The organism is Parabacteroides vesiculifaciens, from assembly GCF_049860805.1.
GTDB lineage: Bacteria > Bacteroidota > Bacteroidia > Bacteroidales > Tannerellaceae > Parabacteroides.
Genome location: NZ_CP187555.1, coordinates 4,683,950 through 4,703,332 on the forward strand (window position 1 = coordinate 4,683,950; position 19,383 = coordinate 4,703,332).

The following is a 19,383-nucleotide window of genomic DNA, read 5'->3' on the forward strand; positions in this document are numbered from 1 at the left end:
AGTCTATTATTTCTTTAGATTATAAACGACTTCCTTCGTCCATTCGGCCCACTCGGCCGGTTTGCGGCTGCCCGTGAAGGTCTGCCAGGGAATCGGTTTCCCGAAATGGATACGGAATGTCTTGTGTTTGCTTTTGAACATCTCGTCGGGCAGATAAATCATTTCGTAATTCATCTTTATGCCCAATGCTTTGCGCAGGTTGGCGAGACGGTAGAAAAAGTTGGAGTTGCGCCCTTCGAAAAAGACCGGTACGATGTCACGCCGGTATTCCACGGCCTTCTGGATAAACGACTTTTTCCATTCGGTGTCCTGTATCTTTCCGTTTTGCTTGCGTGAACATAGGCCGGCAGGGAATGTGATGATCTGGTTGTCCGAAGCATAGGCCTCTTCGATCAGTGCGGCGTTCTTTTTCCCCTGCGCCCCGTGTTTGTTGATGGGGACGAAGATGGATCGCAGATTGGACAAGTAGAGCAGCAGGTCGTTCACCAAATAGCGGATCTTCCCGTCGAAACGACCGCCGATAACGGCCGACAGGCAAATCCCGTCCAGTCCGCCCAGCGGATGGTTGGATGCGAATATATACCGCCCTTCGGCAGGGATATTCTCTTCATTTACCAATTCCAGGTTCAAGTCAAAATATCCGATCAACTCCTGCATGAACGCCACCCCGTCTTTATCGTGATACCGGCGGAGGATGTCGTTCAGCTCATCCTGATGAACAGTACGGATCAGATAGCGGACTACAAAGCCGGGAATCTTCCGGGCTGCCGAAGGCGCCTTTTGCTGTAATACCTGTTTGATGTCTATCTGTGTAATACCTTCTTGTGTCATTTTGCATAACTCTTACAGGAAGCAAAGATAGAGTTAATAATTAAAAGTCAATGCTTTCGGGAAAAGTTTTTAAGTGTCGTCTACAACAATTCACGTTGCATTTCTGTTGTTATTAGTTAGTACGGAACGTGTAGGCCCTGATGATACGCCTGCGAAGTGGTGTAAGGTGTTAATTCCAAAATAGATAGAAAGGTGATTCCTACCTTTGGGTAATGCATTTTTAACATTTAAGGCTTTCTGTTTTTACCTTTTTTGTGTAAATATTAAATTAAAAGGCGCGTTATTTGTGACATTAAAACGAGAGATTTATTGATATGAGGAAGTCTACGATTTGGTTGCTTGCGGTGGTGATGGCTTTTGCCTTTGCCGGTTTACTCTTTTTGCAGGTAAAATATGTAAGCATCATACTCAAAAAAAGTAGCGAGCAGTTCAATGAAACTGTCAAAAGATCGATGCACCAAGTCTCGAAAAACCTGGAGCTCGACGAAACGGCCCGTTATCTGGAGGAAGATCTCAGCCGCGACGAAGCCAACAATTATCTTTACCAGAACGGACAGAACAACCTCGGCGGCGGAATCATCACCGAGAAAAAATACAAGATGCAGTTTACCAATGCCGACGGCACGATAGAACATATCGAATTCCATAGCGACATCCAGACACGGAAGTTCGAGCCACTCTCTTCATTAGGCAGCAATAAATCGCCTAAAAGCATTGTCAGTACGTCAAAAGATTTGCAACAAACGTTGAAACGCCGCTATCAGTACCAGAGCGGATTGTTTAACGAAGTGATCTTGAATATTTTGCATACAGCAAGCCTGAAGCCGATCGAAGAGAGGGTAGATTTTAAAAAGCTGAATAATTACTTAAAATCAGAATTTATTAACAACGGATTGAACCTGCCGTTCGTCTTTTCTGTTATTAACAAAGACGGAAATATAGTGTACCAGAACGGGGATATTCCTCCTGTATCAGACGTGATTCAACAGGTATTATTTCCCAACGATCCTCCTTCGAAACAGAATTACCTGAAAGTGTACTTCCCGACGAAGGGTGATTATATTTCAAGTTCTGTAACATTTATTGTACCGTCGATCATCTTCTCGCTGATACTTTTGGTGACGTTTATCTTTACCATTTATATCGTATTCCGTCAGAAGAGACTTTCGGAAATGAAGAATGATTTTATCAACAATATGACGCACGAACTGAAGACACCGGTTTCGACCATCTCGCTCGCCGCACAGATGCTGAAGGATTCGGATATCACAAAGAGCCCCGACGTGTTCAAGCATATCTCGGGGGTGATCAACGACGAGACGAAACGATTGGGTTTCTTGGTGGAAAAGGTGCTGCAAATGTCGCTGTTTGAACGTCAGAAAGCGGCCCTCAAGCTGAAGGAGGTGGATGCGAACGATTTGCTGGCAAGTGTCGCCAATACATTCGCCCTGAAGGTTGAGAAGTACGACGGCACGATCGATATCGATTTGCAAGCGGAAGATTCGGACATTTACGTGGATGAGATGCACATCACCAACGTATTGTTCAACCTGCTGGATAACGCAGTGAAGTATCGCCGCCTCGAAGTACCGCTGACGCTGATGTGCCGCACCTGGAACGAGAACGGCAAGTTGTTGATATCGATCGAGGACAATGGTATCGGGATCAAGAAAGAATACCTCAAGAAAGTATTCGACCGCTTCTTCCGCGTACCGACAGGAAACGTACACGACGTGAAAGGGTTCGGTCTCGGACTTGCTTACGTCCGTAAAATAGTAGAGGACCATAAAGGTACGATCCGTGCCGAAGTGGGAACCGGAAATGTAGGAACAAAATTTATTATTACTTTACCTCTTATAAAAAGTTAGTTATGGAAGAAAAACTAAAAATCTTCTTTTGCGAAGACGACGAGAACCTGGGTATGCTATTAAGAGAATACTTGCAGGCAAAAGGTTATGTGACTGACCTCTTCTCCGATGGAGAAGCCGGTTACAAAGGTTTCACCAAAGGCAAATATGACCTTTGCGTATTGGACGTGATGATGCCGAAAAAAGACGGTTTCACACTGGCGCAGGAAATTCGTTCTATCAACCCTGATATCCCTGTTATCTTCCTTACGGCCAAGACTATGAAGGAAGATATCCTGGAAGGTTTCAAAATCGGTGCAGATGATTATCTGACCAAACCTTTCAGCATGGAAGAGCTTTTGCTCCGTATCGAAGCGATCCTTCGCCGCGTGAAAGGCAAGAAGATGAAAGATATTCCTTTCTACAAGTTAGGCAACTTCTTGTTCGATACCCAGAAACAAACACTGGCTATCGGCGACAAGGTTACGAAGCTGACAACTAAGGAATGCGAACTTCTGAGTCTCCTTTGCGCACATGCAAATGAAATTCTGGAACGTAATTATGCACTGAAGACAATCTGGGTAGACGATAACTACTTCAATGCCCGTAGCATGGACGTGTATATCACGAAACTTCGTAAACTGTTGAAAGATGATCCGGGAATCGAAATCATCAACATCCACGGTAAGGGCTACAAGCTGATCACTCCTTCAGGTGAAGAAGCTGCCCGCGAAGAAGGCATCCAGGTTCTTTAATCAGATTTACCGGACGCGAACTACGCGGACGAGCGCAGAGTAACGCAGAGATATTATCATCAATAAAGGATAAGTCTGCGTTAGTCTGCGCTTTCTGTTTTAGGGGATGGTGACGGAAGTCCGTATCACTCGTTGGTCTCTTCGTGTTTCCTGCCTGTGAAACTTTAGTTTCCTGCCGATGAAACTTTTGTTCCCTGCCTGTGAAACTTTTGTTTCATGCAAGGGAAACTATTGGGACACACGGGAAACTCTGAGAAATTGCTTATATTTGTGTGCAATTAAATAAAGATATGATGAACGATAGACCGCTTATTCTGATTACAAATGATGATGGTGTTGAAGCCAAAGGGATAAAAGAGCTCACCGAGTGCCTTAGGGATCTCGGGGATATTGTGGTTTTTGCCCCCGACGGACCCCGTTCGGGAATGGCAAGCGCAATCACTTCGCTCGTACCTATTAAATATACATTGGTGAAGAAAGAAAAAGGACTGACGGTTTATAGCTGTACCGGGACCCCGGTCGATTGCGTGAAACTGGCTATTAACGAAGTGCTGGACCGCAAGCCCAGCCTGTTGGCTTCGGGGATCAATCACGGCGGCAACCATGCCATCTGCATCCAGTATTCCGGTACGATGGGGGCGGCTGCCGAAGGATGCGTGTTCGGCATCCCTTCGATGGGCGTGTCGTTGTTGGACCACCATGCGGATGCAGACTTTACCGAAAGCTGTCGCCTGGGACGTATGCTTGCCCGACGGATCATAAAAGAAGGGTTGCCGCACGGCACTTATCTGAACCTGAACGTCCCCAATATTCCGAACGTCAAAGGAATGAAGGTCTGCCGGCAGGCGGACGGACGCTGGACCAATGAATTCAAACGGTCGGAGAACGCAACGGGCGAACCTGTGTTCTGGCTCGCCGGCTCGTTCGAGAATGCCAAGCCGATCCATGCCGACAACGACACCCTGGCGCTCGACAGTGGTTATGCCTCGCTTGTCCCTTGCAAGATAGATGTGACGGACTATGACTTTTTAGCAAAGCTAAAAAGTCAATGGAAAATTGAAAATTGAAAATGGAAAATTATGTGTTGCTGTTTCCAACTTTCAACTCTCAACTTTCAACTTTCAACTGAAAAAATATGAAATATTTTTTAATAGCTGGCGAAGCCTCCGGTGATCTGCATGCCTCCAACCTGATGGCAGCACTGAAGGAGCAGGATGCGGAAGCGGACTTCCGTTTCCTGGGGGGCGATCTTATGCAGGCTGTCGGGGGGACGTTGGTGAAGCATTACAGGGAGATGGCTTTTATGGGCTTTATCCCCGTATTGCTCAATCTCGGCACGATCCTAAACAATATGAAAGCCTGCCAGGAGGAAATACGGCAGTATAAGCCCGATGTGGTGATTCTGATCGATTATCCGGGGTTCAACCTGAAGATAGCCAAATATGTAAAGACACAGTTGGGGTTGCCCGTCTACTATTATATCTCTCCGAAGATATGGGCCTGGAAGCAGTATCGTATCAAGGATTTCCGCAGCTATGTAGACCGGATGTTCTGCATCCTGCCTTTCGAAGTGGAGTTTTTCCGTAACCTCGACTATCCGGTGGACTATGTGGGCAACCCTTCGGTCGATTCGGTTGCCAACTATACTGAAAAACAGGCGGTCGAACCGGACACTTTCCGCGAGGATGAACAGTTGGACGAACGCCCCGTACTGGCACTGTTGGCAGGTAGCCGTCGCCAGGAGATCAAAGACAACCTTCCGACCATGCTGAAAGTGGCAGCCGCCTATCCGGACCACCAACCTGTGATTGCCGGTGCTCCCGGGCTGGAACCGGAATATTACAGGCAATATATCGGCAATGCGGATGTCAAGATCGTATTCGGCAAAACCTATCCTCTCCTTAGCCATAGCGATGCGGCACTCGTCACATCGGGGACGGCTACGCTCGAGACATCGCTTTTCCGTGTCCCGCAAGTTGTCTGCTATTATGTGGCGGCCGGCCGGCTGGCAAGTTTTATTTTCCGCCATTTCTTCCATACGAAATACATTTCGCTTGTTAACCTGATAGCCGGACGCGAAGTGGTGCAGGAGCTGTTCGGAACCCGGTTCTCATACGGCCAGATACACGACGAGTTGGGGCGCATCCTGAATGATCCTCTCTATCGTAAACGTATGCTCGACGGCTACGACGAGATTATCCGCCTGCTCGGAAAGCCCGGAGCTTCCCGCCGTACAGCGGAGCTTATCTACCAATCACTGAAGCATTAACATCTTTTATAAACAGTCTTTGCAGCATTTCACGATTGTCTAACATCTTCCTTTATAGAAAGAAAAATTAAACAATTTAGTGATACATGTTATGAAGACGTTGAAAAGTTTTATGCTATTAATCGGAATCATGTTAGGTTCTACTGCTTTTTATTCTTGTTTGGATGATGACGATGCTTATAGTGAGTTTTGGAGAGATAGCGATCAGGCAATTGTGACGATAAAGCCATTGAGTGATAATTCCTACTATATGCAGCTCGACGACAGTACGACGCTGTTCCCGACAAACTCATATACGCCGGAGAATTTGAAAGAAATTCGCGCGTTCGTTATATATAAGAACGACGAGAAGAAGATCGAAGGTTATGACCAGTCTGTTCAATTGTTGAGAATGGACACCCTTTTGACAAAACAGATTGCCCCTGACTTGGGAGCGGAAAACGACTCTTACTACGGAACTGATATGCTGGCTTTGAATGGTGGTAGCATTTGGTCTAAGAATGGTGTGTGGATAGAGGACGGATATATCACGTTCGATTTCTATATCCAAAGAGGGTATAACGAAAATGTCAAGCATTTCATAAACCTGGTACAGACAAACAGTGCCGACCCGTATGAATTGGAATTCCGTCATAATGCTTATGGCGATATCGACTCGTCTATCAGGCCTTCAGCTGGCCTGGTTTCCTTCAAACTGGATAAGTTGCCGAGCACGGAAGGCAAGACCGTTAAGTTGAAGATCAAATATAAATCTTTTGCTACAAACGAGTACAACACTGTCGAGTTGGATTACAAATCAAAAGATACAGAAGACTAATAACCTTCCCACATAACTTTTATTTTTATCATTTAGTTCAAGGAGAAAGGCATCGGGATGATGCCTTTCTTTTTTATATGCAATTGTTTATGAACTGAATGCCGGTTTATTAACGAACAATCCTTTCTTTTTTATCGGAAAGATGCAACGTTTCTCCGGTCCCCTTCGTTTATATATATGAAAATGGAAGAAACAAATGCACATCTGATCGAGGGGTGTCGACGTGGTAAACGGACTGCGCAGCTCGCCCTTTACAAGCAATTCGCACAACGGCTGTATGTCGCCTGCCTGCGTATTGTCGGTAACGCCTCAGAGGCGGAGGAGGCGATGCAGGATTCTTTCCTGAAAATATTCACCCGCCTGGACCAATATCAGGATGGACAATGTTTCGAAGCATGGATGCACCGTATAGCCGTCCATACAGCCATTGATTACGTGCGCCGGCAGACACCCGACTGGGAAGAACTCTCCGATAACTATACCGAGCCCGACGACGACGGGCCGGACGAGGAGGAAATCAGCTATTCGGTCGCCCAGGTGAAGGAAGCCTGCAAGAAACTGCCGACCGGCTATCGCGTGATCCTCTCGCTCTACCTCTTTGATGGATATGATATGGAAGAAATTGCCTCCATCCTGAAGATCCGGCCGCCGAGCGTGCGTAGCCAGTATCTCAGGGCAAAGCGCAAATTGTTGGATATAATAGCAGCTAATTAAGAAAATGGATAAACTGAAAAATTTCATAGACACGAACCGGGAAGCATTTGAAGACGACCTGCTGCCTGTAGGCCACTTCGAACGCTTCGAGCAGAAGCTGGCTGCTCCGCGCAAAAGCCGGGCTATGCTGTATAGCCTTTGCGCTTTTGTTGCGGCAGCTTGCATCGCCTTGCTGTTCCTTTTCGAACTGCCGGGTGGCACACCGATACATACACAGCCCGGGCAGGCCGTTGCCGGACAGCATAAATGCAAGATGAAGGAGGAGATAGAAGAGCTCCGCCTTTTCTACAATATGCAGATGAACGATATCATCTCGCAGATGCAGGCGATATACAAACAGCAGCGGATTCCCGGAGCGAAAGACCTGTTGGGGGAGACCAAGCGGGTACTGACGGACAATTATATGTTCGAAGAGACAGTCCTTCCCACTCTGCCCTGCTCCAATGCCGGCCTCTATGCCATGAACTTGCATTACAGCACCAGCTTGGAAAGTCTCAACATCATGTTGAAACAGATGGAGAATATGAAAACAACAAATAATAAGGTAATAAAACAGACAAGCAAATGAAAGCAACTCATCAACATTCAGTGACCGGCAAGCAGTCCATATTAAGACCTTGCCTGCTTATGCTCTTGGTTTTGTTTTGTAGTGTACCCGGTTGGGGCAGCAAACAGGAAAGCATCAAGAAAAAGGAAATCAACAAAAGTTTCAATGTCGGTAAAAACGACATCCTGCAAGTGGACAACCGTTACGGGAACATTACGGTTACGCACTGGGGCAAAAGCGAAGTCTCCATCCGTGTCGTGATCGAGGCAAAAGCCCGTAATGACGAAAAGGCGCAGGCTATCATCGACCGTGTCAACATACGGATGGAAAAGATGGGCAATACGGTTTCGGCCGTTACCAGCCTGAGGTCGCAAAACGGGAATGGTGGCTCTAACGAATCCTTCACCATCAACTATTATGTCAATATGCCGTCTGAATTGACGTGCGACCTGACACAGAAGTATGGCAATATCATCATGCCGGAAAACAATAAGGGGAAGTGCGACCTGCATGTCAAATACGGCAATCTCAATGGCGGGAATTTCACAGGCCCCCTCAGCATAGACGTGCAATATGGCAATATGGATATCGCCGATGCCGACAATGCGACCTTAGACCTGGCCTATTGCGGCAAATCCACTATCCGCAACGGCTCACAGCTGAATATCGACAGCAAATACTCCAACCTCAATATCGGGAATGTCTGGAAGATGAATGTCGAAGCCAAATATGGCGACATCCAGATCGATAAGCTGGACAACGGCTATATGGAACTGAAATACGGGAATTGCAAGATAGACGAGCTGAAACAGGGTATCAACGTTGACGAGCTAAGCTACAGCACGCTTACCATCAAAGACCTTGCCAGCAACTTTGACAAGATCAATGTGGATGCCCGCTATGGCAACCTGAATATCTATATCGATGTGAACGCCTCCTTCCGTCTCGTTGCCAACAATATGAAATATGGCAATTGCAAGATTCAAGGCGGGTTCAATATCCTGCGTCGTAACCAGGACGACAACTCGACCGGTTTCGATAGCCGCGACGATCAAAGAAACAAAAATAACTACACCCTCGACGTCAACAACGGTAAGAACGGCCGCATCAATTTCGAAGGAAACAGTTATAGCAATATCAAGGTGATGGCAAAATAAACCCCACCGTCTGTATCGGACAAATGAAAGAAGCCCCGGCATCCAAAACGATACCGGGGCTTTCCTATTTGAATAAAAGGGAGGACTGCTTAGTCAAGTTCTTTAATCGTGATGTTACGATACCAAACATCGTCACCGTGATCTTGCAAGCCGATCAAACCTTCTTTGTTTTCACCACCGCAGTTCAGCAACAGTTCGTAAGCCAACGGCCATTTGTCTTTGCTGAATTTGCTGTTGTCCAGCAATTCCTTCCACTGCTGTGTCCACAAATGATATTCAACAACCGGTTCGTCGTTCTGATAGTGAACAATCGTACCTTTGTAGCACATGATCTTAGACTTGTTCCACTGGCCGAACGGTTTAGAGTTCTGCGGCTTAGCCGGGATCATGTCATACAGGGAAGCAGACTGGCGGTTGCCGTCTTTACCCAACTTGGCATCCGGATGGTTCACGTTGTCCAAGATCTGGTATTCAGGAGCCGAGATGTAAGAAGGCTGTCCTTCTACTTCCTGGATCATGATGAACACGCCCGAGTTAGAACCTTTAGCCACTTTCCATTCCCATTCCAATTCGAAGTTTTTGAACTTGTGTGCAAATACCAAGTCGCCACCATCCTTAGCACCGGCTTCGCCAGCACCTGAACCAGACATATGGATAGCGCCATCGTTGACAGTCCAACGAGCCGGAACATCAGCACGGTTGTATCCACGCCAACCGTTCAATGTCTTTCCGTCGAACAGCGTGATCTTGCCATCTGCATCTTTCGGGAATTTAGACAAATCTACCATTGGCAGGTCGTTCATGAGTTTGTATTCAGGAACGGCAGCTTCCGTATTGGCTTCTTCTGCAGGAGCAGCAGCTTCTTCTGTTTTCTTACCACCACTACAAGATGCGAAATAACACATCATAATAGCAGCACTTGCTAATAATACTGACTTTTTCATTTATTTATTTGTTTAAAACTAATTATCTCGGCATATCAGGCAATTTCCAGCCCTGACGATAGTTATGCTTGATCAATTCGTTTGCAAACTGTTTCGCATTGACAGGGTCTGTCCAATCTTTATTGAATGACGGATGTCCATCTTTGATCGTGAAACCGTCTTTGATACAGATCTTGATCTCTTCGTTGTCCTTGATATTGGTGAACTGCATGTTCTGGCCGTCCCATTCCAGTGTCTTGTTCAGAGCCTGCAAACGAACTGCCAATACACCCATCACAACCATTTCGTTGAAGGGACCTGCTTCCAAGAAGTTGGACTTTGTCTGAACACGGCTGGATGCGCTTTCTTTACATGCACGGATCCAATCTTGTTCGTGACCGCCACTCATAGCTTTGTCAACACGACGACAAACTTTAGGTGCGTTAGGTACGCGACCAGACAACAAGAACGGTTCTTGTCCGTAGCAACCACATACTAATGTGTCTTTTGTTCCGTGGAAAATAGTCAGACCACCACCAGGACCCATCAGCTGTTTGCCTTCGGGGAATCCTTTCGGACGATTCGGCATCATACCGCCGTCATACCAATGTACTTCTACTTCCGGCATAGCCAATTTGGGCATATTTTCACGAGCCGGGAAAATGAATTTCACATGCTGTGCGTTAGGAGCGCAATCGCGGAGCAATAATGTAGAAGAAGCTTCTACTCTTGTCGGATAACCTAAATTCAAAGCCTTGAACGCAGTGTGCATGATATGGCAGGCCATATCACCCAAAGCTCCCGTTCCGTAAGCCCACCAACCGCGCCAGTTCCAAGGATGGTAAATGTGGTTGTATGGTTTAACTTCTGCCGGACCAGAGAACAAATCCCAATTCAATGTAGAAGGAATCTTATCGGCTTTTTCGGGAGTGTTCAGACCCTGTGGCCAGATTGGACGGTCTGTTGCACATTCAACCTTTGTAATATCACCGATTTCACCGTTCCAGATCCATTCGCAAACCAAGTCGGTTCCTTCAGCTGAAGACCCCTGGTTACCCATCTGAGTGGCAACACCTGTAGAGGCTGCTAATTTTGTCAGCAAACGGGATTCGTAAACCGAGTGAGTCAACGGTTTCTGTGTATACACATGTTTACCCATTGTCATGGCATCAGCAGTGATCATGGCATGAGTATGGTCAGCTGTCGCGATCAGTACGGCATCGATGGATTTACCCATTTCGTCATACATTTTGCGGTAGTCCCAATATTTCTTTGCATTCGGATGACGTTCGAATACTTTCTTGGAATATTTCCAGTCGATATCGCAAAGCGCTACGATATTTTCTGTTTTCTCCATATTCTTAAGATTGGCATTACCCATACCGCCGATACCGACAGCGGCAATGTTCAACTTATCAGTCGGAGCTACATATCCGTGAGATTTTCCCAGGATGGACCCCGGAACGATTGAGAAAGCTGCAGCAGCTGCGGCTCCTCTTTGAAGAAATGATCTTCTTGAAATGTTCGACATAGTAATAATTTTTTATAGATTAGCACTTAATTATAATATTCGATGTGATTTCTCGTCTTATAAAAACACAAACTGACGCAAATATAACCAATGCGAAAGTAACAGCAAGTCTTCCTTTCGGCTTTCTTCTTCAAAATAATTTTTTTTAACAGAGGTTATAGATAAAGTCTATTTTTTCATAAATAATATCTATGCTTTTAGGGGAAAACATTTTAACGCTTTCCCTATATTTGTATAGGAAGAAAACTAATTCACCCAATCTCTTGTTATTAAAATACGATACGGATATGAAAAGGGAGCCTATATACATACGAATATACCATTTTTACCTGGAAGGATTTCGCGAGATGAAACTGGGTAAAACGTTGTGGCTAATTATATTGGTCAAGCTCTTCATCATGTTTTTTATCTTAAAACTATTTTTCTTTCCTAATTATTTAGGGAAGTTTGATGGAGATTCCGCAAAGGAAGAACACGTTTCGGGTGAATTGATCAACAGAGCAATTACTCCTTAAATTATATAATTATGATCGCAAGCATTGACACTTCTTTGATTGACTGGTCAAGAGCGCAATTTGCTCTCACTGCCATGTATCATTGGCTGTTCGTCCCCCTTACATTGGGGCTCGGCGTTATACAAGCCATCATGGAGACCATCTATTACAAAACAGGTAACGAATTCTGGAAAAAGACAGCACAGTTCTGGATGAAACTGTTTGGTATTAATTTCGCTATCGGTGTTGCCACCGGGCTAATCCTCGAATTCGAATTCGGGACAAACTGGTCTAACTACAGTTGGTTTGTAGGAGACATCTTCGGAGCTCCCCTCGCTATCGAGGGAATCCTGGCTTTCTTTATGGAAGCGACTTTTATAGCCGTGATGTTTTTCGGCTGGGACAAGGTCAGCAAACGCTTTCATCTCGCTTCCACCTGGCTGACGATCATAGGAGCAACCCTTTCCGCCCTCTGGATTCTGATTGCCAACGCATGGATGCAGTATCCGGCAGGTATGCATTTCAATCCGGACACCGTGCGCAACGAGATGTTCGATTTCTGGGCGGTGGCCTTATCGCCTGTCGCCATCAACAAATTCTTCCATACCGTACTCTCCGGCTGGATTACGGGTGCCGTCTTTGTGATCGGCATCAGCAGCTGGTATCTGTTGAAAAAGCGTGACACGAAGTTCTCGCTCGAAAGCATCAAGGTCGGTGCCATTTTCGGGCTTGTCGCTTCCATACTGATTGTATGGACTGGTGACGGTTCCGCTTACCAGGTAGCCCAGAAACAGCCCATGAAGTTGGCTGCCATGGAAGGCTTGTATGAAGGAGGTAATGGCACGGGGTTGGTTGCCATCGGCCTGCTGAATCCCGACAAGACAAGCTATACCGATAATGTAAATCCCTTCATTTTTAATATAAAGATACCGAAACTGCTTTCTTTCCTTGCCGAGCGCAATGTGGACGCTTATGTCCCGGGTATCGTCAACCTGATTGAAGGCGGTTATACGACTAACCAAGGAACGGTCGCCCTATCCGCCGTCGAGAAGATTGAAAAGGGGAAGACCGCCATCCAGGCTCTTGCCGATTACCGCAAGGCGGTAAAGGATAAAGACGAGGTGGCCGCCCGGCAAGCCCGTACCTTGTTGGACGAAAACTTCGCTTATTTCGGCTACGGATATATCAAAGATCCTGCCGATCTGGTTCCCCACGTGGGATTGACCTTCTATTCATTCCGCATCATGGTGATCCTGGGCGGATATTTTATCCTGCTGTTCATCGTTGCTTTGATCTGGAGCAAAAAGAACAAGTTTGCCGATGCCCGCTGGTTGCAATGGGCGGGCCTGTGGACCATTCCTCTGGCCTATATAGCCGGGCAGGCGGGGTGGATCGTTGCTGAAGTGGGACGTCAACCCTGGGCTATCCAGGATATCCTGCCGACGAGCGCATCCGTGTCCAAGCTGGCTACTTCGTCGGTGCAGACAACGTTCTTCCTCTTCCTGCTGCTCTTTACCGTCCTGCTTATCGCGGAGGTCGGCATTATGGTGAAGGCGATCAGGAAAGGACCGGAAAATCATAAATCATAAATCACAAATCATAAATCATCATGACCTATATATTATTACAGCATTACTGGTGGTTCCTCATTTCCTTGTTAGGAGCACTATTGGTATTCCTGCTTTTCGTACAGGGGGGGCAGTCTTTGCTTTTCACGATTGGCAAAACCGAATTGCAACAAAAGATGTTGCTGAACTCGACCGGGCGTAAGTGGGAGTTTACCTTTACGACTCTGGTTACTTTCGGAGGTGCGTTCTTCGCCTCCTTCCCGTTGTTCTATTCGACCAGCTTCGGCGGAGCCTACTGGGTGTGGATGCTGATCCTGGCTTGCTTTGTCCTGCAAGCCGTATCGTATGAATACCAGTCGAAGAAGGGAAATCTCCTGGGGAAAAAGACCTATCAGGTATTCCTGTTGCTGAACGGCATCCTGGGGCCGATCCTGTTGGGGACGGCTGTCGGCACGTTCTTCAGCGGAGCCGAATTTATCGTCAACAAAGGGCAGCTGACCGATGTCGCCATGCCGGTGATCTCCACCTGGGCGAACCCGTGGCATGGGCTTGAAGCCGCTTTCGTGTTCTGGAACGTATGCCTCGGACTGGCGGTGTTCTTCCTGGCACGCATCCAGGCCTTGCTCTATTTCATCAACAACATCGACGATGCCGAGATCGTGAAACGCAGCCGCAAGCATTTGGTGATCGAAACGGCGCTGTTCTTGGTTTTCTTCCTTGTCTTCCTTGTGCATCTGTTGCTTGCCGACGGTTTTGCCGTTAACCCGGAGACGAAAGAGGTGTATATGCAGCCCTATAAATATTTCATGAACCTGATCGAGATGCCTGCCGTACTGGTTGTGCTGTTAGTGGGCGTGGTAGGTGTCTTATACGGCATTGTCCGTACGATCTTGTCGGGAACATGGAAAAAGGGGATCTGGTTCTGCGGGACAGGTACGGTGCTCACGGTCTTGGCGCTCTTCCTTTGTGCCGGTTGGAACAATACGGCTTATTATCCTTCGGTCACCGACCTGCAAAGTTCGCTTACGATAGAGAACAGTTGTTCCAGCCCGTTCACCCTGAAAGTGATGAGCTATGTATCCATTCTCGTACCCTTCGTCCTGGCCTATATATTCTATGCCTGGCGTGCGTTGGATCTGCGCAAGATCAGCGAGAAAGAGATGGAAAGCGAGAAAGGACATACCTATTGAATTGAAAATTGAGAATTAAAAAATAAGGGGGGCTGATCGGCTCCTTATAAAACAAAGGAAACGGCGAAGCTCACGCTTGGCCGTTTCTACATTTAACCGTTTTAAACAAAAAGAAAAAGTTAGTTAAGGCTTAGATGAAAATATCTTAAGCTTTTCTACTGACTCTAAATAGCTTCCTGAAAAGGACAGCAAACAAATATATGGAATACCTGTCATCCTCGGAACAATCTTCCCGCTTTTTTTGTTATTTTTCACAGTACGCCAATGCTTTTGTATTATCTTTACACCCAAATTATCCGATGGACCTTATGGCAGAATTTAATATAAACATATTGGGATGCGGTTCGGCGTTACCTACCACGCGGCATCTGGCAACTTCACAGGTAGTAGATTTGCGGGATAAATTATATATGATCGATTGTGGGGAAGGTACCCAGGTACAGATGCGTAAAATGCGCATCCGCTTCGGCCGTCTCGCCCATATCTTCATCTCGCATCTGCATGGCGACCACTGCTTCGGTTTGCCGGGGCTGGTCTCTACGCTCGGTATGCTGGGGCGTACCGGTGAGCTGGTCGTGCACGGCCCGAAGGAGGTCGAAGCTTACCTGCGTCCGGTGATGGACTTGTTCTGCCGGGGCATGGAGTTCGAGGTGCGTTTCAACCCGGTCGATACACGTAGCCATTCGTTGGTCATGGAAGACCGGTCGTTGTCGGTCTATTCCATCCCGTTGAAGCACCGGATTCCCACTTGCGGCTACCTCTTTGCCGAGAAGCCGAAGGAGGCGCATATCATCCGCGAGATGACGGATTTCTACCAGGTTCCCGTCCGCTGCATGAAAGATATTAAACAGGGGCAGGATTATGTCACGCCCGAAGGCGAAGTGGTTCCCAACTCCCGCCTGACGCGCCCGGCTGCTCCTCCCAAGCGCTATGCGTTCTGTTCCGATACGGCCTATAACCGCTCCGTCATCCCGATAATCGAAGGGGTGGACTTGCTCTATCACGAAGCGACATTTGCCGAGTGCGATCTTGCCCGTGCCAAAGAAACCTTCCACTCCACCGCCCGCCAGGCAGCGGAGATAGCCCGCGACGCCCATGTAAAACGCCTTGTCATCGGCCACTATTCCGCCCGCTACGAAGATCTGTCCGAACTTCACCGGGAAGCCGAAGCGGTATTTCCCGGCACGATATTGGGGAATGAGGGGATGGTGGTGACTTTGTAATTGAAAGTGGAAAATTGAAAATTTATATCCGTAGGGGCGATCCCCATGTGGTCGCCCCCGCGGGATCGCCCGTCAAATATAATCAAATACAAATCGTTTCTATTCCAAAAGATTATCGTATCTTTGTGAAGAAATCAATATATAAAAAGAAAGAGAGGATATAATCATGACAGCTATGGAATTAGAATGTAAGAAAGATGAACTCCGGGAATTGATCGATATGATCGAATCCGAAGAGACTGTAAATCGCGTAGGGAAGTATCTTAAACGTATGCTCACGCGTGAACAGCCGCCTTGCCAATTTTCTATAGAAGAGTTGAAGGAACAGTTGAATGTGGCAGAAAAGGAAGCTCGTTTGGGATTGGGATGCTCGACTGAAGAACTCCGAAAAGCAGTTCTGACATGGTAGACAGAATCATTTGGTTGCCGGCAGCCCAAAGAAACCTTAATAATGTTTATAAGTTTATCAGTAAGAAGAGTGTGCAAGCCGCTATTAAAACACACAATAAATTATTAGATGCAGTAGAACCTTTACTCAATTTTCCCCAAATGGCTCCGATAGAGCCTTTATTGGAAGATCGTGATAAAATATACCGTGCGCTTGTCGTTGATAAATATAAGATTATATATTATTTCGAAAAAAATATCATCTATATCGCTGCTGTCTGGGACTGCCGCCAAAGTACAAAACGACTTTGGAAACGATTTAATCATTAATAATACAGAACATTCTACATTATTCAAAAAATATTCCTACATTTGTACGATCTTAGGGTTTGGCATATGAAGATATTAATTGCAATCGTTTTATTGCTGGCCGTATGGGCCGGTTGTCCGCTTGAAGTGATGGCACAGCAAGCGAATACAACTGTGTCCCGGACGACCGTTGCCCAAGACAAAGATCCGGATGCTGTTGAGATCAGCGCCTACGATAACAAGATCGTTGTCGAGAATGCTCCGGCCGGTAGCAAGCTCGAGATCTACAGCGTGGTAGGCATACGGGTGAAAGAGATACCGATGAAGCAACCCTCCGGCGAATATACGGTGGATATTGCCAAAGGGTACTACATCGTCCGCATCGGCGACACGGTCCGTAAGGTGTCCATCCGCTAACGTTCTCCGGTCAACCTCCCCATAAAGACATTCCGACTGCATACGAAAACAGCGTCCAGCCTACGAAGGAGGCGGCTTGTCCTGTGTAGGCCGCCCGCACCCCGAGAGTGTCAAGAGGGCTCCTACACATCCCAGCACCACCTCTGAACGGTCCGCCCACAGGGCCATTATCCCGAGACCGGCCAGATACAATGCCAATACCTTCCTGAGGCACATCATCCGGCACCTCGTCCGGCAGCTCTCCCGGTATCGGGTGAGCAGGCTTTTCATTTTTCTCATCTTTTTTCTTCTTTCTCTTTTTCAAGTTCAACAAGAAGCCCAACAAGGCTCTGATAAATTCAAGGATTTGTCTTAGTTTGCTCATAATGGATTCTGTATTTGGTGGTTGATAAATGGGGTAATTATTTTACGTTTTTATGCTGCGAGCTTCGCATTCCAATCCAGCAACCGCCCGATCTCCGCTTCGAGCACAACGATGTTGCGGCGGTACAGGTCGCGGTTGTCGCCGTTCTGTTCGCTGATGTACGGGCTGTAGGCGATCTCCTTTGCGTAGGCTTCGGGCTGGAAGCTGAAATGGTAGGCGCGGGGATAGGCGGAGCGGATCAGGCGGGCGAAGTCGAGAAAAGAGAGAAGCGGCGAATCGTAATGCCTGAAATGATGGGTCCCGTAGGCTGTCTCGAACGTGGCACGTTGCCCGTGCCAATAGGCGTTTGAAGCGCCATAGCCCATCATGCCGAAGAAATTATGATGCTCCGCAGCAAGCAGGGAAGTTCCCCAGCCGCTCTCGAGCGCACCCTGTGCAAGGATGATCCGGGCGTTCATGCCGAACTGCTTTTCCGCTTCGGAGGCAGCCTTCCGGCAAGTGTGTAAAAAGTTGATTTTATTGTTCATAATATATTGATATTTACTTGTATGTCAGATTAATAATGCCTATATTTACGTGTCACAATCAAAAAACATACAATGGAAAATTCACTGAATCAAAACAAAGTCTGGGGATGGGGCGAACTGGCCCTGATGTACTTCCCGAATATCTCACAGAAGAGCGCGACCATGCAATTATTGAAATGGGTACGCGTCAGCGACGAACTGGTCGGGCAACTTGAAAAATCAGGATGGCACCCGGGCAAGAAATACCTCACCCCCAAGCAAAGGGACTACATTGTGGGTCACCTCGGAGAACCCTGAAGAGTTGAAAGTTGAAAGTTGAAAGTGATGCTTCGCGTTCGTACAAATAACTTTCACCTTTCACCTTTTACCTTTCACCTCTTACAGTTCTCCCGGTCGTTCCTCTTCGCCTCCGCCCTCCACAGGAACACCGGAAGCGATCTTTTCGAACGTGTAGTTTTTGACTGCTTCCTTCAGTTGCTTGCCGGGACGGAAGGCAATGCGGCGGCTTTTGATAAGCGATTGGTTGAACTCCTTCTCGGTTGCCGTGCCGGTGCTGCCGAACTGCAACTGGAAACTACCAAGCTCGCCCACTTTGACCACCTCGCCTTTGCCGAGGTTACGGCGCATCACGTTGACCAATTCGTCGAGGATCAGCTTCACGTCGCCGGACGAGGCGGTGGACTGGGACGAGATCAGGTCGCACAATTCATACACGTCGCACGTGCCGGTCGTATTGGCACTGGCGTAATACAGTTTCGAACCTTCGGCTGCATCTTTGCGCATATCTTTGCGCTGGACTAATTTGTACTTTGCTGGCATAACATTTAGATTTTTAGGATAAAACATGTATTTCTTAATCACATAACAAAGATACAACCACCCCCGACGCCCCAGCGGAATGTGGCGGAACGACGTGGAAAGAGAGGGAAAAGATGAGAAAATTAAGGAAAGCCGGTAAAAGGGAAGCCGGCTCCTTATCTATATGTGGCAGACGGGTAAAAGATATTACAAAATCGTAAAGCTGATTTTTCGTCCGAGGCCTTGGAATATCTTGAACAGGGTGGACAGTTGGATATCTGCATGCCCGTTTTCGATACGGGAGATGTAACTTTTCTTCGTCCCGATCTTAGCGGCAAGCTGCTCTTGCGTCATGCCTGCTTTCAAGCGTTCCGCTTTCAACTGTTCGCCAATGATAAAAGCCTCGCAGTTACTTTCGAACTCATCCCGTTGAGGCGTACCCGGTGTGCCGAAGTCCTCGGTGATCAAATCCTCGATAGGGGTGCATCCTATTGCTTTCCAATCTTTTTTATTCATTGTTTGTCCCATTCAGGATTTACTTCGCCAAAGATAACGAATTAGTGAACAAAAGCAATGCTTTTTCAGATTTATTTTTTTCTTTCCCCCGCCTATACCCTATCAAGAAAAAACCTATACCCTTTTCCCCCGAAAGCTATAGCTTTTTGAGGGATAGGGTATAGGGTTTTTGCCTTCTTGAAATCAGTTTGCCCTTTCC

Annotated in this window: 23 protein-coding genes; 16 read left to right on the top strand and 7 right to left on the bottom strand. The window is 47.1% G+C overall.

What is annotated here, in order from left to right:
• Window positions 1-6: 6 nt before the first annotated feature.
• Window positions 7-831 carry a 1-acyl-sn-glycerol-3-phosphate acyltransferase gene (locus ACPYIV_RS18725; protein ID WP_293732681.1) on the bottom strand — a complete coding sequence of 275 codons (825 nt, stop codon included), beginning with the start codon at window positions 829-831 and terminating at the stop codon, window positions 7-9.
• A 314-nt stretch (window positions 832-1,145) separates the two neighbouring features.
• Between ACPYIV_RS18725 and ACPYIV_RS18730 the strand changes: the two genes are divergently transcribed.
• The 8 genes from ACPYIV_RS18730 (at window position 1,146) to ACPYIV_RS18765 (ending at window position 8,937) form a co-directional block, all read left to right on the top strand.
• Complete coding sequence (locus ACPYIV_RS18730; protein WP_293732682.1) at window positions 1,146-2,699, top strand: sensor histidine kinase; 1,554 nt, start codon at window positions 1,146-1,148, stop codon at window positions 2,697-2,699.
• A 2-nt stretch (window positions 2,700-2,701) separates the two neighbouring features.
• A complete protein-coding gene (locus tag ACPYIV_RS18735) occupies window positions 2,702-3,433 on the top strand; it encodes a response regulator transcription factor (protein WP_005634267.1) in 732 nt (243 codons plus the stop codon).
• Between the two features lie 290 nt (window positions 3,434-3,723).
• Window positions 3,724-4,500, top strand: a complete 777-nt coding sequence (gene surE, locus ACPYIV_RS18740; RefSeq protein WP_293739295.1) for a 5'/3'-nucleotidase SurE — start codon at window positions 3,724-3,726, stop codon at window positions 4,498-4,500.
• Between the two features lie 68 nt (window positions 4,501-4,568).
• Complete coding sequence (lpxB, locus tag ACPYIV_RS18745) at window positions 4,569-5,702, top strand: lipid-A-disaccharide synthase (protein WP_425884566.1); 1,134 nt, start codon at window positions 4,569-4,571, stop codon at window positions 5,700-5,702.
• 91 nt (window positions 5,703-5,793) lie between these two features.
• Entirely contained in the window at window positions 5,794-6,519 is a 726-nt protein-coding gene (locus tag ACPYIV_RS18750) for a NigD-like protein (protein WP_293732685.1), read from the top strand.
• A gap of 177 nt (window positions 6,520-6,696) precedes the next feature.
• Window positions 6,697-7,233 (top strand): RNA polymerase sigma factor, encoded by a 537-nt coding sequence (locus ACPYIV_RS18755; protein ID WP_370648539.1) that lies wholly within the window; start codon window positions 6,697-6,699, stop codon window positions 7,231-7,233.
• Between the two features lie 4 nt (window positions 7,234-7,237).
• Entirely contained in the window at window positions 7,238-7,801 is a 564-nt protein-coding gene (locus tag ACPYIV_RS18760) for a hypothetical protein (RefSeq protein ID WP_293732687.1), read from the top strand.
• Window positions 7,798-8,937, top strand: coding sequence for a hypothetical protein (locus tag ACPYIV_RS18765; RefSeq protein ID WP_425884569.1), 1,140 nt, complete (start codon window positions 7,798-7,800; stop codon window positions 8,935-8,937). Before ACPYIV_RS18760 ends, ACPYIV_RS18765 begins: the two co-directional genes overlap by 4 nt.
• 89 nt (window positions 8,938-9,026) lie before the next feature.
• On the opposite strand, the gene ACPYIV_RS18770 is transcribed toward ACPYIV_RS18765, so the two are convergent.
• Window positions 9,027-9,881 carry a 3-keto-disaccharide hydrolase gene (locus ACPYIV_RS18770; protein WP_293732689.1) on the bottom strand — a complete coding sequence of 285 codons (855 nt, stop codon included), beginning with the start codon at window positions 9,879-9,881 and terminating at the stop codon, window positions 9,027-9,029.
• Window positions 9,882-9,903: 22 nt separating this feature from the next.
• Window positions 9,904-11,391: a Gfo/Idh/MocA family protein gene (locus ACPYIV_RS18775; protein WP_425884571.1), complete on the bottom strand. Its 1,488-nt coding sequence runs from the start codon at window positions 11,389-11,391 to the stop codon at window positions 9,904-9,906.
• Window positions 11,392-11,678: 287 nt separating this feature from the next.
• On the opposite strand from ACPYIV_RS18775, the gene ACPYIV_RS18780 reads away from it, so the two are divergent.
• The 7 genes from ACPYIV_RS18780 to ACPYIV_RS18810 all read left to right on the top strand — a co-directional run bounded on the left by ACPYIV_RS18780 (window position 11,679) and on the right by ACPYIV_RS18810 (window position 16,979).
• On the top strand, window positions 11,679-11,906 hold the full coding sequence (locus tag ACPYIV_RS18780; protein WP_293739290.1) for a DUF4492 domain-containing protein: 228 nt from the start codon (window positions 11,679-11,681) through the stop codon (window positions 11,904-11,906).
• Between the two features lie 11 nt (window positions 11,907-11,917).
• The gene (locus ACPYIV_RS18785; protein ID WP_293739289.1) at window positions 11,918-13,474 is read left to right on the top strand and encodes a cytochrome ubiquinol oxidase subunit I; all 1,557 of its coding nucleotides are present in this window, start codon (window positions 11,918-11,920) and stop codon (window positions 13,472-13,474) included.
• A gap of 20 nt (window positions 13,475-13,494) precedes the next feature.
• Entirely contained in the window at window positions 13,495-14,643 is a 1,149-nt protein-coding gene (locus ACPYIV_RS18790) for a cytochrome d ubiquinol oxidase subunit II (RefSeq protein ID WP_293732693.1), read from the top strand.
• Window positions 14,644-14,951: 308 nt separating this feature from the next.
• A complete protein-coding gene (locus ACPYIV_RS18795; protein WP_293732694.1) occupies window positions 14,952-15,866 on the top strand; it encodes a ribonuclease Z in 915 nt (304 codons plus the stop codon).
• A gap of 175 nt (window positions 15,867-16,041) precedes the next feature.
• Complete coding sequence (locus ACPYIV_RS18800; RefSeq protein WP_293732695.1) at window positions 16,042-16,275, top strand: hypothetical protein; 234 nt, start codon at window positions 16,042-16,044, stop codon at window positions 16,273-16,275.
• Window positions 16,269-16,583, top strand: a complete 315-nt coding sequence (locus tag ACPYIV_RS18805) for a type II toxin-antitoxin system RelE/ParE family toxin (RefSeq protein ID WP_293732696.1) — start codon at window positions 16,269-16,271, stop codon at window positions 16,581-16,583. The genes ACPYIV_RS18800 and ACPYIV_RS18805 overlap by 7 nt, the downstream gene beginning before the upstream one ends.
• Before the next feature lie 66 nt (window positions 16,584-16,649).
• On the top strand, window positions 16,650-16,979 hold the full coding sequence (locus ACPYIV_RS18810) for a T9SS type A sorting domain-containing protein (RefSeq protein WP_293732697.1): 330 nt from the start codon (window positions 16,650-16,652) through the stop codon (window positions 16,977-16,979).
• A gap of 10 nt (window positions 16,980-16,989) precedes the next feature.
• Here the strand turns inward: ACPYIV_RS18810 and ACPYIV_RS18815 are convergent, their stop codons facing one another.
• Entirely contained in the window at window positions 16,990-17,343 is a 354-nt protein-coding gene (locus tag ACPYIV_RS18815; RefSeq protein ID WP_425884576.1) for a hypothetical protein, read from the bottom strand.
• A gap of 50 nt (window positions 17,344-17,393) precedes the next feature.
• Window positions 17,394-17,870: a glucosaminidase domain-containing protein gene (locus tag ACPYIV_RS18820; RefSeq protein WP_425884578.1), complete on the bottom strand. Its 477-nt coding sequence runs from the start codon at window positions 17,868-17,870 to the stop codon at window positions 17,394-17,396.
• A gap of 72 nt (window positions 17,871-17,942) precedes the next feature.
• On the opposite strand from ACPYIV_RS18820, the gene ACPYIV_RS18825 reads away from it, so the two are divergent.
• The gene (locus ACPYIV_RS18825) at window positions 17,943-18,167 is read left to right on the top strand and encodes a DUF4248 domain-containing protein (protein WP_293732700.1); all 225 of its coding nucleotides are present in this window, start codon (window positions 17,943-17,945) and stop codon (window positions 18,165-18,167) included.
• Between the two features lie 81 nt (window positions 18,168-18,248).
• Here ACPYIV_RS18825 and ACPYIV_RS18830 read toward each other — a convergent pair whose 3' ends face one another.
• Window positions 18,249-18,689 carry an HU family DNA-binding protein gene (locus ACPYIV_RS18830; protein ID WP_293732701.1) on the bottom strand — a complete coding sequence of 147 codons (441 nt, stop codon included), beginning with the start codon at window positions 18,687-18,689 and terminating at the stop codon, window positions 18,249-18,251.
• Window positions 18,690-18,875: 186 nt separating this feature from the next.
• Complete coding sequence (locus tag ACPYIV_RS18835) at window positions 18,876-19,184, bottom strand: helix-turn-helix domain-containing protein (RefSeq protein WP_293732702.1); 309 nt, start codon at window positions 19,182-19,184, stop codon at window positions 18,876-18,878.
• Window positions 19,185-19,383: the final 199 nt, after the last annotated feature.

Excerpts from the sequence above, each read along its gene's own strand:
- ACPYIV_RS18725 (WP_293732681.1), bottom strand. The coding sequence starts at position 831 with ATGACACAAGAAGGTATTACACAGATAGACATCAAACAGGTATTACAG.
- ACPYIV_RS18730 (WP_293732682.1), top strand. The coding sequence starts at position 1,146 with ATGAGGAAGTCTACGATTTGGTTGCTTGCGGTGGTGATGGCTTTTGCC.
- ACPYIV_RS18735 (WP_005634267.1), top strand. The coding sequence starts at position 2,702 with ATGGAAGAAAAACTAAAAATCTTCTTTTGCGAAGACGACGAGAACCTG.
- surE (WP_293739295.1), top strand. The coding sequence starts at position 3,724 with ATGATGAACGATAGACCGCTTATTCTGATTACAAATGATGATGGTGTT.
- lpxB (WP_425884566.1), top strand. The coding sequence starts at position 4,569 with ATGAAATATTTTTTAATAGCTGGCGAAGCCTCCGGTGATCTGCATGCC.
- ACPYIV_RS18750 (WP_293732685.1), top strand. The coding sequence starts at position 5,794 with ATGAAGACGTTGAAAAGTTTTATGCTATTAATCGGAATCATGTTAGGT.
- ACPYIV_RS18755 (WP_370648539.1), top strand. The coding sequence starts at position 6,697 with ATGAAAATGGAAGAAACAAATGCACATCTGATCGAGGGGTGTCGACGT.
- ACPYIV_RS18760 (WP_293732687.1), top strand. The coding sequence starts at position 7,238 with ATGGATAAACTGAAAAATTTCATAGACACGAACCGGGAAGCATTTGAA.
- ACPYIV_RS18765 (WP_425884569.1), top strand. The coding sequence starts at position 7,798 with ATGAAAGCAACTCATCAACATTCAGTGACCGGCAAGCAGTCCATATTA.
- ACPYIV_RS18770 (WP_293732689.1), bottom strand. The coding sequence starts at position 9,881 with ATGAAAAAGTCAGTATTATTAGCAAGTGCTGCTATTATGATGTGTTAT.
- ACPYIV_RS18775 (WP_425884571.1), bottom strand. The coding sequence starts at position 11,391 with ATGTCGAACATTTCAAGAAGATCATTTCTTCAAAGAGGAGCCGCAGCT.
- ACPYIV_RS18780 (WP_293739290.1), top strand. The coding sequence starts at position 11,679 with ATGAAAAGGGAGCCTATATACATACGAATATACCATTTTTACCTGGAA.
- ACPYIV_RS18785 (WP_293739289.1), top strand. The coding sequence starts at position 11,918 with ATGATCGCAAGCATTGACACTTCTTTGATTGACTGGTCAAGAGCGCAA.
- ACPYIV_RS18790 (WP_293732693.1), top strand. The coding sequence starts at position 13,495 with ATGACCTATATATTATTACAGCATTACTGGTGGTTCCTCATTTCCTTG.
- ACPYIV_RS18795 (WP_293732694.1), top strand. The coding sequence starts at position 14,952 with ATGGCAGAATTTAATATAAACATATTGGGATGCGGTTCGGCGTTACCT.
- ACPYIV_RS18800 (WP_293732695.1), top strand. The coding sequence starts at position 16,042 with ATGGAATTAGAATGTAAGAAAGATGAACTCCGGGAATTGATCGATATG.
- ACPYIV_RS18805 (WP_293732696.1), top strand. The coding sequence starts at position 16,269 with ATGGTAGACAGAATCATTTGGTTGCCGGCAGCCCAAAGAAACCTTAAT.
- ACPYIV_RS18810 (WP_293732697.1), top strand. The coding sequence starts at position 16,650 with ATGAAGATATTAATTGCAATCGTTTTATTGCTGGCCGTATGGGCCGGT.
- ACPYIV_RS18815 (WP_425884576.1), bottom strand. The coding sequence starts at position 17,343 with ATGAGCAAACTAAGACAAATCCTTGAATTTATCAGAGCCTTGTTGGGC.
- ACPYIV_RS18820 (WP_425884578.1), bottom strand. The coding sequence starts at position 17,870 with ATGAACAATAAAATCAACTTTTTACACACTTGCCGGAAGGCTGCCTCC.
- ACPYIV_RS18825 (WP_293732700.1), top strand. The coding sequence starts at position 17,943 with ATGGAAAATTCACTGAATCAAAACAAAGTCTGGGGATGGGGCGAACTG.
- ACPYIV_RS18830 (WP_293732701.1), bottom strand. The coding sequence starts at position 18,689 with ATGCCAGCAAAGTACAAATTAGTCCAGCGCAAAGATATGCGCAAAGAT.
- ACPYIV_RS18835 (WP_293732702.1), bottom strand. The coding sequence starts at position 19,184 with ATGAATAAAAAAGATTGGAAAGCAATAGGATGCACCCCTATCGAGGAT.